The organism is Corallococcus sp. AB045 (assembly GCF_003668895.1).
GTDB lineage: Bacteria > Myxococcota > Myxococcia > Myxococcales > Myxococcaceae > Corallococcus > Corallococcus coralloides.
In genome coordinates, this window is the sequence record NZ_RAWN01000235.1 from 1 (window position 1) to 12969 (window position 12969).

The 12969-nt window shown below is 73.2% G+C and carries 10 protein-coding genes; 4 read left to right on the plus strand and 6 right to left on the minus strand.

Annotated features, from left to right (window positions below):
* Nucleotides 1-55 precede the first annotated feature (55 nt).
* Entirely contained in the window at nt 56-1039 is a 984-nt protein-coding gene (locus D7Y21_RS35720) for a HEAT repeat domain-containing protein (protein WP_233612412.1), read from the plus strand.
* Nucleotides 1036-2019 (plus strand): N-acetylmuramoyl-L-alanine amidase-like domain-containing protein, encoded by a 984-nt coding sequence (locus D7Y21_RS35725; protein WP_120563938.1) that lies wholly within the window; start codon nt 1036-1038, stop codon nt 2017-2019. Before D7Y21_RS35720 ends, D7Y21_RS35725 begins: the two co-directional genes overlap by 4 nt.
* Before the next feature lie 13 nt (nt 2020-2032).
* Here D7Y21_RS35725 and D7Y21_RS35730 read toward each other — a convergent pair whose 3' ends face one another.
* Nucleotides 2033-2497 (minus strand): hypothetical protein, encoded by a 465-nt coding sequence (locus tag D7Y21_RS35730; protein WP_120563939.1) that lies wholly within the window; start codon nt 2495-2497, stop codon nt 2033-2035.
* A gap of 77 nt (nt 2498-2574) precedes the next feature.
* Nucleotides 2575-2937 (minus strand): response regulator, encoded by a 363-nt coding sequence (locus tag D7Y21_RS35735; RefSeq protein WP_014395148.1) that lies wholly within the window; start codon nt 2935-2937, stop codon nt 2575-2577.
* 159 nt (nt 2938-3096) lie between these two features.
* Between D7Y21_RS35735 and hpf the strand changes: the two genes are divergently transcribed.
* Together hpf and D7Y21_RS35745 are read left to right on the plus strand one after the other, a co-directional pair.
* Entirely contained in the window at nt 3097-3459 is a 363-nt protein-coding gene (gene hpf, locus D7Y21_RS35740; protein WP_120563940.1) for a ribosome hibernation-promoting factor, HPF/YfiA family, read from the plus strand.
* A 156-nt stretch (nt 3460-3615) separates the two neighbouring features.
* The gene (locus D7Y21_RS35745) at nt 3616-5703 is read left to right on the plus strand and encodes an MXAN_5187 family protein (protein ID WP_121718070.1); all 2088 of its coding nucleotides are present in this window, start codon (nt 3616-3618) and stop codon (nt 5701-5703) included.
* A gap of 84 nt (nt 5704-5787) precedes the next feature.
* Here the strand turns inward: D7Y21_RS35745 and D7Y21_RS35750 are convergent, their stop codons facing one another.
* The 4 genes from D7Y21_RS35750 to D7Y21_RS35765 form a co-directional block, all read right to left on the minus strand.
* Nucleotides 5788-7437, minus strand: a complete 1650-nt coding sequence (locus D7Y21_RS35750; RefSeq protein ID WP_121718071.1) for an ATP-binding protein — start codon at nt 7435-7437, stop codon at nt 5788-5790.
* A 118-nt stretch (nt 7438-7555) separates the two neighbouring features.
* A complete protein-coding gene (locus D7Y21_RS35755; RefSeq protein WP_121718072.1) occupies nt 7556-8920 on the minus strand; it encodes an ABC transporter substrate-binding protein in 1365 nt (454 codons plus the stop codon).
* A gap of 116 nt (nt 8921-9036) precedes the next feature.
* On the minus strand, nt 9037-10389 hold the full coding sequence (locus tag D7Y21_RS35760) for a VCBS repeat-containing protein (protein WP_121718073.1): 1353 nt from the start codon (nt 10387-10389) through the stop codon (nt 9037-9039).
* On the minus strand, nt 10386-12969 hold a 2584-nt coding region (locus tag D7Y21_RS35765; protein WP_233612413.1), incomplete at its 5' end, for a penicillin-binding protein 1A. The genes D7Y21_RS35765 and D7Y21_RS35760, both read right to left, overlap by 4 nt.

The following is a 12969-nucleotide window of genomic DNA, read 5'->3' on the forward strand; positions in this document are numbered from 1 at the left end:
GGCGGGAGGGGTGGACTTTGACGGCGGGTGCCGTGCTTGCCATCGTTCCGCCCCTGTGCGTCCACTGTCCGTCCGTGCCCTGCTCGTCGTGCTGCTGTTGCCCCTGACCGGCCTCGCTGGCCCTGGGGCCGCGTCCAAGAAGGCCCAGAGCCGCGCGGAGGCGGACACCGTGCTCGCCCAGGTGGCCAACGGCGCCGCCGTGCCCCCCGCCACGTCGCGCCTGCGCTTCCTGCGCGAGGAGGCCTACGCTGCCGAGGAGATTGGCCCACTGCTGCGCACCACCTACGAGGAGCGCACCCGCCGCAACCTCGTGGCGCTGCTGGCGTCGCTGGGCGCGCGCACGGGTGAGGCCACGCTGGTGAAGCTGGCGTCGGACGGCGACAGCACCGTGCGCATGTACGCGGCGCAGGGGCTGGCCCGGCTGGGCAGCCGCAACACCGCCGCCGTGCTGCCGCTGCTCCAGGACAAGAGCAGCGGCGTGCGCCGCGAGGCCGCGCGGGCCCTGGGGGCGTCCAAGAACCCGAAGATGGGCAAGCCGCTGATGGCCGCCGCGAAGGACGAGCCGGAGCTGGAGGTCCGCGCGGCGCTGCTGGAGGCCGCGGGCGCGACCGGTGACGCGAAGCAGAAGGCCGCGCTCAAGGCGTACCTGGACAGCGACTCGGAGAGCACGCGCTTCGCCGCGGCCCGGGGCCTGTGCCGGCTGGGCGCCCCGGAGGGCTTCGCCTTCGCGCAGAAGCTTTTGGGCAACACGGACAAGTTCGTGCGCCGCCAGGGGCTGGTGCTCTTCGAGGGCGTGCCGGCGAAGAAGGCCAGCCCCGTGCTGTCGCCGCTCCTGAAGGACGCGGACCGCACCCTGGCCGCCACCGCCGCCCGCCTGCTGCACCAGGGCGGCGATGCCGCGTCGCTGGACTGGCTGGTGCTCGCGTCGTGGAACGCCAAGGGCGAGGAGAAGCTTGTCTACGAGAAGGAGCTGGAGACGCTCCAGCTCGCGGACGACCGGCGCAAGGCCATCCTGCGCAAGGCCGGGGTGGCGCAGTGAGCGCGTGGGGTGTCTGCGCGCTCGCGCTGCTGTCCCAGGCTCCCGCGAAGAACCCGGCCCCGCCGGCCGTGCCCCCGGCGCGCGCGGTGCCCGCGTCGCTCACCGCGCCCACGAATCCGGCCGCCCCGGTGGCTCCGCCCGTGCGGGAGAACGGCTGGAGCGCGCTCACGCCCGAGCAGCGCGCGGCCCTCATCGCCGACAAGGCCGGGTCCCCGCTGGCGGAGCGCCTCCTGGGCATGAGCGAGAAGTTCCTCAACACGCCCTATGTCCTGTCGCCGCTGGGCGAAGGGCAGGGCGTGGACCCCGACCCCACCTTCCGCCTGGACGCGGTGGACTGCCTCACCTTCGTGGAGGAGACGCTGGCCCTGGGCCTGGCGAAGGGCGAGCCGGAGGTGCCGGCGCTGCTGGAGCGGATCCGCTACGCGAGCACGCCCACCTACGAGGACCGCAACCACCTGATGGAAGCGCAGTGGCTGCCCAACAACATCAAGAAGGGCCTGCTGGTGGACGTGACGCGCAAGTACGCGAAGGCGGACACCGTCTCCGTCACCAAGACGCTCACCGCGCACACCTGGCAGTCGAAGTCGTCCATGGCGCTGCAATTGCCCCGCGAGCGCCAGCCCGTGGGCACCTTCACCCTGGACATGATTCCGTTGGACAAGGTGCTCGAGCACGCGCGAGGCGTGGACTCCGGCACCATCCTCGTCGTGATGCGCGAGGACCTGCCGCTGAAGGCCACGCGCATCACCCACCTGGGCTTCGTGGTGCAGAAGAAGAAGCGCACGTACCTGCGCCACGCGTCCAGGGGCGGCTACAACCGCGTGGTGGACGAGGACCTGGAGACGTTCCTCGCCCGCAACGCGCGCTACGACAAGTGGCGGGTGACGGGCGTGAGCCTCTTCGAGGCCCGGCGTCCGCCCGCCACGCTCGCGTCCCAGCCCGCGCCCACCCAAGGCAGCGCGGACGTGGGCACGCCCTGAGCGCAGCAGGCCGCTAGTTCGCCGGGGGCGCGCTGTTGTCGGCCGACGCCTGGCGCGCCCGCTCGTCCTCGAGCTCCTCTTCCTCCGCCGCGCGGCCGGCCTCGTCCGCGTAGGTGCGTGCCTCGATCTTCTCCTCCTCCAGGAGCAGGGCGGCGCGGGCCTGCTCGGTGTCCGGCACCAGCAGCTCCCACCAGGGCAGCAGGTTGCCCGTGGTCAGCTCGTCCACCACGCCCGAGCGGCCGGGGCGCACGATGAGCGGGATGCGGTGCTCCTCCAGCACGTCCACGAAGACCTGGGCTGTCACGGGATCGTCCGCGACGCCCGCCCTCACGAAGCGGCGTTGATCCAGCTCATGGGGCAGGGGCAGCCCCCGCTCGTGCATCTCCTCGGCGGACACGAGCGGTGGGTGGTTGGGGCAATCCGTGCAGTCCACGACACTGTCTTGATACTCCGAGCCACACCGTGCGCAGTACCTCATGGGGCCCTCCTGGGCGATGGCTGGAATGTTAGGAACGGCTCGCGCGGATGGCAGGCTGTGCGCCGCGCGAATTTCCGTCAGTGCCGCGCCGCGTCTCCCAGCTCGCCCACCATGCGGCTCAGGCGCTCCACGTCGATGGGCTTGCGCAACACGGCATCGCAGTAGTCCGCGCCCTCCACCTGCGCGTAGCCGGAGACCAGGACGACGCGGGCCCTGGGCTCGCGCTCCTTCACCTGCTGCGCCAGCTCCGTGCCGTTCATTCCGGGCAGGGATTCATCCGTCACGACGACGTCGGGGTGCGTGGCCTCGAACGCCTTCAGGCCCGCCACCCCGTCCGACGCGGTGGTGACCTCGAAGTCGTCCTCCAGGAGCTCCGCCAGGAGCTCGCGGCTGTCCCCGTCGTCCTCTACCAGCAGGACCTTGATTCGCTCGCCATCCATGCGACTAGAGCAACCCGGTGCCGCGCGGGATTCGTCCAACGCGTCCCGGGCGCGGTGACGTCCGGCTGGCTGCTTCGGGGGAGGGCAGGCGGGAAGGCTTGCGACAGCCCCTCACGGGCGGGCGGGGGACTGCCCATGTTTGTGCCCGGAGGTGAATCCATGAAGGTGCAGCTGCGGGGAGTGCATCTGGGGCTGACGGACAACCTGAAGCAGTACGTGGACACGCATCTGGTGGCGCATATCGAACGGTTCGCCGAGGACGAGGCGTCGGAGATCGAAATCGCGCTCGTGGACATCAACGGGCCCAAGGGAGGCGTGGACAAGGAGTGCCGGGTGACGGTGCGCATGCCCGGCCTGGAAGCCGTGCACGTGACGGAGACGTCGGAGACGCTGTTCCAGGCCATCGACGCAACGCGTGACCGGCTGGAGAGGGCCGTCAAGCGCGCGGTGGAGCGCCGTCGCCAGGGCATGGGGAACAGCGGCATGCCGTTCGACCTCAACGCGGACGCGACGAACTACTAGGCGACCGGCCGTAGCGGGCGTGACAGACCGAAGGGCCCGGGAATTCCGGATGCCAGCCAGGCATCCGGCCCCCGGGTTCCTTCGGGCCAGTTCCTTGCTGGGGTCGAACGGTGGACGCTATAAGCGGACCCCTCACCCCTGGGCTAAAGGACGGCGATGGTCCGCCTCAAGTTCCTGCTGTTCGCACTCCTGGTCCTCGGACTGGGCCTGGCTCACCTCCCGACGCTGTCGGCGCCTCAGGGTGCTCGCGCGGTGGAAGGTGCGTCACTCCAGGCCGCGTCGGGCACCGGCGAGGTCGCGCGTCGCGTGGATGCACGCCGCGCGGAAGTGCAATCCCTGGCGCTGAAGCTCGCCGGCAGCCCCCAGGTGGCCGCCGCCGTGCGCGCGCTGACGCCCGCGCCCGCGCCGAAGTCTCCGCGCGACCGCTACGGCGCGAAGGACGCGGAGGAGCCGGCCGGGCTGCTGCCGCTCACCGCGGAGCGCTTCGGCGCGCTGCGCACCGCCGCGGAAGCCGGTCTGCCCCAGGAGCTCCAGGGCGCGGTGGTGGCGGTGGTGGCCGGCGACGCGGTCTTCCACGCGCGCGCGGGCGCCGAGCCTTCCTCGGACACCGCGGCGCTGGATGTCGCGGCGCTCGCCAAGGCGGGCACGTCCGTGGTGGACGCCTTCGGGGCGCCGCACGTGTTCGCGTCCGTGCCGCTCGCGTGGGGCGGTGAGGGGACTCCTGCTCCGGCGGTGACGCTGGTGGTGGGCGCGCCCCTGGCCGCGGATGCCGCGCTGCAGGGCGCGCTGGATGCGTCCGGCGCGGCTGCGGTGGGGCTCGTGCAGGGCGACAAGGTGGTGGGCGGCGTGGGCGCGGAGAAGGCGCGGCTGGAGGGCGCGCTGCCCCGGCTGACGGCGGGTGCGAAGGACACGGTGCTGGAGTCGGGTTCGCTCCAGGCGCTGGGCCCGGTGCAGCTGCCCGTCTTCACCCGTGGCGACGCGATGGGCGGCCAGGCGCCGCTGTTCGTGGGCTCGCGCCAGGCGCTGGCGGGCACGCCGTATGAAGTCCTGGTCCTCGCGGGCACGGCGGCGACGCTGGCTCCGCTGGCCGCGTACCAGCACACCGCGCTGCTCGCGCTCGCGGGCCTGTTCGTGCTGAGCCTGGTGTGGACGGCGCTGATGGGCGGGGGCAAGAAGGCCTCCGAAGAGGAGTCCGTGTCGGGCGGTTCGGACACGCTGGGCTGGGGTGCGGCGATGGCCGCGCAGCAGTCCGCGCCCGCCGCGCAGCCCGTGGCCAACACGTCGCCGCCGGCTCCTGCCGCCGTGGCGCCCGTGGCCGGTGATTTGTTCGGGTCGAGCGCTCCCGCGGAGCCCCTGTCCAACCCGTTCGGGTCGGCCGCGCACGCGGAGCCCTTGTCCAACCCGTTCGCCTCGGCCGCTGCTCCCGCGGATCCGTTCTCGGGCGCGGACGCGTTCCCCTTCCCGGGCACCCCGGCTCCGGCCGCGGATCCGTTCGCGATGCCTCCTCCCCAGGCCGCCGCGGCGCTGGCGGATCCGTTCGCGATGCCTCCTCCCCATGCCGCCGCGCCGTCGCCGTTCGGGGCGCCGCCTCCGGCCGCCGCGCCGCTGGCGGATCCGTTCGCCGGGGTGGAGTCGTTCCCGTTCCCGTCTCCGCCCGCGGCCTATCCGCCGCCGGCCGCGGAGCCGTTCGCGCCGCCTCCGGCGTACGCACAGGGGGGCGCGATGCCCTTCGAGCACCCGGCCGAGCCCATTGCCCCGGCGGCGCCGCGTCACGCCGCGTTCGCCTTCGAGGATCAGCCCACGGCGGCGTACTCGCTCCAGCAGGCGGCCAATCCGTTCGCGCTGGCGGCGGCGCAGTCCTCCGATCCGGAGTCCCCGGAGACGACGCGCGTGGCGGCGATTCCGCGCGAGCTGCTCCAGGCCAGCACCCGGCCCACGTCGGAGGCCATCCCGATGCCGGCTCCGCGCTCCAACGCGGTGCCGCTGCCCATGCCGGGCAGCAACGGCGCGGCGGCGGCGGCGCTGTCGGAGGAGCAGCACTTCCAGGACGTCTTCCGCGAGTTCGTCACCACGCGTGAGCGCTGCGGTGAGCAGGCGGACGGCCTGACGTACGACAAGTTCGTGCAGAAGCTGCGCAAGAACAAGGAGCAGCTCGTCACGAAGTACGCGTGCAAGACGGTGCGCTTCCAGGTCTACGTGAAGGAGGGCAAGGCCGCCCTCAAGGCGACGCCCGTCAAGGACTGACGGCCGCGCGCCACCGTTTGGTGCCCGAAGGCCCGGGACCTCTTCCACGAGGTGCCGGGCCTTCTTGCTTGGGGCCTTCGTCCGTCAGCTCGCGCGGGGGAGCACGACGCTGAAGCGGGCGCCCTGGCCCGGCTCTCCGCCCACCTCCAGGCGGCCGCCGTGCTCCTGGAGGATGCGCGCGGCGATGGCGAGCCCCAGGCCGGTGCCTCCGTCCTTGGTGGTGAAGTAGGGCTCGAAGATGCGGGCGCGGTGCTCCAGGGGGATGCCGGGGCCTTCGTCCTCCACCTCGATGATGGCGTCCGCGTCGGTGCCCTTCACGCGCACGCGCAGCACGCCGCCCTTGCCCGTCATGGCTTCTTCCGCGTTCTTCACTAGGTTGACGAGCACCTGGGTGAGCTGGTCGCGGTCCGCGCGGGCCACCACGCCCGTCTGGAGCGCGGGCACCAGCTGGATGCCTTCGGGGGGCGCGGCGTACAGCGACAGGACGCCCTGGGCCAGCTCGCCCAGGTCCACCGGGGCGAGCTGGGGCTTGGGCAGGCGCGCGAAGCGGCTGAACTCGTCCACGATGCGCCGCAGCCGCTCCACCTCCTCCAGCACCACGCCCGCGCTCTCCTTGAAGAGGGTGGGGAAGCTGGGGTGGCGCGCCTCGTGCGCGGCCAGCAGCGTCTCCAGCGACATGCGGATGGGGGTGAGGGGGTTCTTGATTTCGTGCGCCAGCCGCCGGGCGACCTCCTGCCACGCGGCGATGCGCTCGGTGGCCATCAGCCGCTCGGTGGTGTTCTTCAGCTCGGACGTCATGTGGTTGAACGTCCGGACGAGCTCGCCCACCTCGCCGGTGGCGCGGGCCGTCACCTGGACGTCCAGCGCGCCTTCCGCCACGCGGCGGGCGCCGGAGGTGAGGGCCTCCACGGGCCGCGTCATCCAGCGCGACACCAGGAGGCCCAGGAGCGCGGCGAAGCCCAGGCCCAGGCCGGCGAGGAGGAGGAACGCGCGCATGACGCCCTCTTCGGCTTCGCGCGCGGCGGCGCGGCTGAAGGTGAGGCGCACGGAGGCCACGTTGCCCAGGGGCAGCACCTGCTCCACGGTGGGCGGGGCGGCGCTGCCCGCGTGCGCGACCTGGGTGCCGCCGGACAGGAGCGTCACGTCGGATTGGGTGAGACGGGCCAGGTGCTGGGCCAGGCCGTCGTCCAGCACCACGCCGCCCACGGCCCACAGGCGCACGTCGCCGTAGTCCACGGGGCGCGCGGTGACGAGCGCGGGGACCTGGCGCAGGCCCGCGTCACCCCGCACGTCCACGCGCACGGGCACGGGCCTGGAGGACTTCTCCTTCGTCACGGCGAAGAGGGCGGGGTCCGGGTCGCCGCGCCGGGCGGGCAGGTGGCCGGAGGACAGCACGGTGCCGTTGCGGTCGAAGAGCGTGAGCACGGTGAGGCCGCGGCTCTTCATCAGGCCCTCGGCGGTGTTGGCCTGGATGACGCGCAGGGGGGCGGTGCGCGCGTCGCGCACGAGGTCCTCCATGGCGGGGCTCTCCACCAGCTCCTCGACGGCGCGGCGCGCGTTGGCGGCGGAGCGCTCCAGGGACTCCTGCGCGGAGGCGGTGGCGGCGGTCATGCGCGCGTCGAGTTCGCGCGACAGCGTGTCGCGCAGGCGCGTCAGCGTCAGGGGAACGACGACCGCCAGCGGCACCAGCGCGAGCAGGGCGAAGGCGAGCGCGAGCCGGGCCCTCAGGCGCATGCGGGCCGGTCCTTCCTGGGGGCTTCCGCGTGGGTGGGGCTCATGGCCGGCCTCCGCCTCCCGAAGCACACGCGACGGCAGGCCCTGGGCACTGCATGCGCAACCACGCAGGCAGGGCTCATGGCCGGCCTCCGCCGCCTGAAGCCTCGACGGGGGCGAGCCACGCGCCTTCGAGCACGGGCAGGCCCTGGGCATCCAGCACCAGCCCCGTCACCTCCGGCGCCGCGCGCAGGGCGAGTCCCTGGGCGTACAGCGGGATGAGGGGCACGGAGGGCGCGAGCGCCAGGGCCCGTTCGCGGCTTCGCGCATCCCGGGCTCCGGCGTCCATCAGGGCCCCGATGGGCGGCAGCTCCACGCCGAGCAGGTCGCGGCGGCCGCCGGCTTCCAACACCACCGCCAGCGCGGGACCGGGAACGGGCGGGAGCAGGAACGCGCTGAGCATCAGCTCGAAGTCGCCCTTCGCCTGACGGCTTCGCAGCGCGGCGCGCGCCTGGGGCTCCAGCGCGACGGTGTAGCCCTGGTCGTGCAGCTTCACCTGGATGCGCTCGGCCACGGCGCGTTGATCCGCCAGCGCGGCGTCATAGACGAGCGTCACCTTGCGGGTCGCGCTCGCCGGCGGTGCATTGGGCCGGGGCTTGGGCCCCTGGGGCATCAACGCGGGCGGCAGCAGGTTCGCCATGGGCACCGCCGGGCCCCTCACGAACAGCCGCGTGAGGTCCTCGCGGTCGATGGCGCTCTCCACTGCCTGGCGGAAGTCCACGGGCACCTTCCGGGGCGAGTACGCCAGATAGGTCGCGTACAGCGCGGCGCCCGTGAGGGTGTTGTCGTCGGGCGGTGTGCCCAGCGCCACCTGCACCTGCCGCGCGGTCCACAGCCGCGCGAGGCCCCGCTCATCCGTGGCGGTGAGCGCCAGCCGGTCCAGGTACGGCCGACCTTCGGGCCAGGTGGCCTGGGCCTCCAGCACGCCCCGGCCCGCGGCGCTGAACGGTCCCGACGTGGGCGACGGCGGCGTCGCGAGGGCAGGGTGGCACAGCGAGCGCTCCAGGTCGGGCCACGGAAACGCCAGCGCCAGGTCCAGCGTGGCGCCCGTGGACGCCACCTGACGGCCATCGCCGCGCAGGGGATACAGGAGCGCGCGGTACGGAGACGGCGACTCCGTGGAGGACAGCCGAGTCCACGCACGGGCCATGGCGGTCGCGCTGGCCGCGGAGGGCATCGCCACGCGCAGGGCCTGCGGCACGGGACGCGACAGCTCGCGTGCCAACGTCGGGTGCACCTGTCCGCTGGCATCCACGCGGCACACGGACCGCGTCAGCAGGCCCAGCAGCGCGGCCTCCATGGGCGTGTCCGCGAGCGCGGGCTCACCGATTTCAGGGGGCCCCGCGTGCGCCACCCGCAGCTCGCCGCCGTAGCGCGGACGGCTGGCAGCCAGTGCCGGAGTGGAGGTCAAAAGCACGAGGCCCGCGAGGGCGGAGCGGATCATCGCGGTGCCCTCCTGTCGATGCCTCTGCGCCGCCGCTGCTTCGCCGCGCCCCTGCCGAGGAGAAGCGGAATGGCTCGTCTGCCTCACCAGGACTTCGTGGCGCTTGTGAGCCTTCATCACGGTGCACCCTGGCGCAGGAGGAACAGCTCGCTCGTGCCGTCCGGCTTCCACGAACCCACGACGACTTCGCGGCGCTTGTCGCCATCCAGGTCCGCCGTCACCACGTACAGCGCCCGGCCCGGCGGGAGCGCTCCCTGCCACAGGGGCTCGTGCGCCATCGGCGCGTCGGAGCTCAACGACAGCACCCGGAGCGTGTCCGGCGACGGCTGGAGCTGCGGTGACGTGGTGAGCAGCTCCGGCACCCCGTCCCCATCCAGGTCTCCCAGCGTGCTGCCCGCGCCCAGCCCGGACACCTTCAGCGGCGCGGACGCGGGACGCGTGTAGAGCGACGCCGTGCTGTCCGCGTGCACGAACAACATGCGCGGCGCCGCGAAGCTCGCCGTGCCGAAGGGCGCGGGCACCGTGAGGCTCCGTCCGTCCGCCAGCCGGACCTCCGGCGCGAACACCGTCTGCCCCGGCACGAACGCCCCGCGCTCCGCCGTCCCCAGCGGCGCGGCGTCCAGTGTCCCCGACGGACGCAGCGTCCCCTTCGCCTTGTCCAGCACCAGCACCTCGCCGCGCGCATACCGCGTGCTCCAGGCCGCCAGCCGCGGCGGCCCCGTCAGCACCGCCAGCGCTCCGAAGGGCTCGCGCGTCGTCGCCGTGGCCGCCGCCCCTTCCAGCTCCCGCCGCGCGAGCACCCGACCGTCCGCGCCGAACACCACCACCTCGTGCTCGGTGAGCGCGGCCACTTCATCGCGGCCATCACCATCCAGGTCCCCCGCCGCCAGCGCGCCCAGCGGCGTCTCCAGCCTGGCGAACACCGCGCCCAGCAGGCGCACCGGCCTCCGCTGCTGTGGACCCGGGCCGGTCACTCCCGAGGACGGCGTCCCCACCGCCGCCAGCGCCAGCACCGCGGCATCGGCCTCCACGCCCTCGGCCACGGCGGCGGCGGGCTTGGGCGGACGCGTGGGCGTGCGGCCGGACCAGAAGTTCACCCACGTGCCCAGCACGTCACCCCGCGCCACCAGCTCGCCGCCCTCCACGTCGAGCGTGAGCCGCGCCAGCGAGCGGGCTCCCTGTTCGCGGGCGGCGGCCTCGGCGCGCTCGGGCGGAGCGTCCAGCACCACCGGCCCCAGGTTCATCGCGGAGAGCCGGGCGGCGAGCAGCGTCCCGAACGCCCGGCGCAGCTCGGGAGAGCTTCCGGACAGGGAGAGGGCCACGGGCGCCTCCGCGGGGGCGCCGCGGATGGCGTCGGCCACGGCCAGGGCCAGCCGGGCGGAGGCGGGGGGCGCGCTTTCGTCCGACTCCGCGAAGGCGGGCAGGGCGAACGCGAGCGCGAGGACCAGCGGAAGGAGCGAGCGACTCACAGCCCCCTTTTGCCACCTTCCTCCAGGAAGTAGTTGTCCGGCGTCACCTGTCCGGGCGGCGGGGCCTCGGCGGTGGGCTGGGTGCCCTCCAGGTAGGGCTCCATCCGGCCCGGAACGGCGTTGCCCGCGAGCAGCCCGGTGACAGGGTCGATGCGCACCTGGGTGACACCCGGCGGCACCTCGAAGTCGCGCGCGGGCAGGCCCTCCTCCGCCACCCGCATGAAGTTGAGCCAGATGGGCAGCGCGGCCCGGCCGCCCGTCTCACTGCTGCCCAGGGGCGAGTTGTCATCGAAGCCCACCCACGCGCTGGCCACCCAGTCCATCGTGTAGCCGTTGAACCACGTGTCCTTGGACTCGTTGGTGGTGCCCGTCTTGCCCGCGGCGGGCCGGTTCAGCTCCCGCACCGCGCGCGCCGAGCCGTCCTCCACCACGCTGCGCATCAGCGACGTCGTGAGGTACGCCACCGCCGGAGGCAGCGTCTCCTCGAAGGCCGGCTGGTGCTCCTCCAGCACCGTGCCCTTCGCGTCGCGCACGCGCAGGAGCGTCAGCGGCTCCGCGTAGCGGCCGTTGGCCTGGAGCGTGGCGTACGCGTTGACGGCCTCCAGCATCGTCACCTCACCGGTGCCCAGGGCCAGCGTGAGGTTCTCCGGCAGCGCGGAGCGGACGCCCGCCCGGCGCGCGAAGTCGATGGCGGTCGCGGGGGTGATCGACTCGATGAGCCGCACGGACACCGTGTTCTTCGACTTGCTCAGCGCCGTGCGCAGCGTCATGGGGCCCTCGAAGCGCCCGTCGAAGTTCTTGGGCCGCCACGTCTTGCCCGTGTACGGGTCGCGGATGGACTCCGGCGCGTCATTCACCGTGGAGAGCGGGGTGAAGCGGCCACTGGCCAGCGCCGCGCCGTAGATGAAGGGCTTGAACGACGAACCCGGCTGCCGCTTCGCCTGCGTGGCGCGGTTGAACGACGAGCGCTCCGCGTCATAGCCGCCCACCATGGCCACCACGTTGCGGTTGGCCGGGTTGATGACCACGAGCCCGCCCTGCACCACGGGCACCTGATCCAACGAGGCCTCCACGAAGGCCGGCGCCGGAGGGGCCTTGAGCACGCGCACGAACACCAGCTCCCCGGGCGTGAACACGTCCGAGATGTCCTTGGGCGCCTTCTTGCCCTTCTGCCGCGCCCAGGTGGCGGACTCGAAGGACACCTCCGCGGTGCGGCCCACCAGGTCCACGCGCGCCACGTTGCGCTTCGTGTCCACCTCCGTGACGTAGCCGGTGAGGCGCAGCCCCTCCTCCATCGGCTTGAGGAGGACCTGACCCGCGCGTGTACGCTCCGGCGACTGGGCCTCCTCTTCCTCCGAGTCCGGGTCCGCGGCCAGGGCGGCGGGGCGCTGCTCCTCGGCGCCTTCCACCTCCTGCGTGGTGGGCGTCTTCGCCGGAGCCGCGGCGGCGAGCGGCTGGGCGAGCGGCGCCAGGTCCGCGACGTAGCCCTGGTCCTTCTGCCGGCGGCCGGCCTCCTCGATGCGCTGGACGATGAGCTCGCGGTAGCGCTTCCACTGCGCCTCCTCCAGCTTGCCCTGCGCGCCCCGGTAGCCCTGGCGCCGGTCCACGGCCTCCAGGCCGTCACGCACGGCCTGCTCGGCGGTGGCCTGGAGCTTGGGCACGAGCGCGATGTCCACGCGCAGGCCGCCCTCCATCACCGTCTTCTCGCCGTAGCGTTCAATCAGCGTGCGGCGGATCTCCTCCGCGTAGTAGGCGCCCGCGCTGACCGTCTTGCGCGGCGCGAGCACGATGGGCTTCTCCTTCTCCGCGTCCACCACCGCGCGCGGCACGAAGCCCTGGCCCGCCATCTGCTCCAGCACGTAGCGCTGGCGCGCCTTGGCGCGGGTGATGTTCGCCACCGGGTTGATGCGGTGGGGAGACTGCACGGTGCCCGCGAGCACGGCGGCCTCGCCCACGGTCAGGTCCTTGGCGTGCTTGCCGAAGTAGTAGAGCGCCGCCTCCTCCAGCCCGTAGCGGCGCTGCCCGAAGTACACGCCGTTGATGTAGAGGCTGAGGATCTGATCCTTGGTGAGCGCCTGCTCCAGGCGCGGGGTGAGGATCCACTCGCGGATTTTGCGGCCCAGGCTGCGCTCCGGCGTGAGCAGCATGTTCTTCACGACCTGCTGCGTGAGCGTGGACGCGCCGGACTTGCGGCTGCCGGGGATGAGGTTCTTCACGCCCGCGCGCAGGATGCCGAAGGGGTCCAGGCCCTCGTGCTTGTAGAAGTCCGCGTCCTCGGCGGCGAGGAACGCGTTGCGCACGTGCGCGGGCAGGTCCTCCATGCGGACGAGCGTGCGGCGCTCCAGCGCGTACTCCGCGCAGAGCGAGCCGTCCGCGCACGTCACCTTCGTCACCTGCGGCGGCTGGTAGTTGCGCAGCGACTCCACGGACGGCAGGTCGCGGCTGAAGTAGACGTAGGTGCCCACGCACACGCCGATGACGAGCACCAGCCCTACGGCGCCCAGCACCAGGAGCCGCTTCGTCCAGCGCCACAGCGCGGCGCCGAAGCCACCCTTCTGGGGCGGCGGGGCTCCGGTCGGG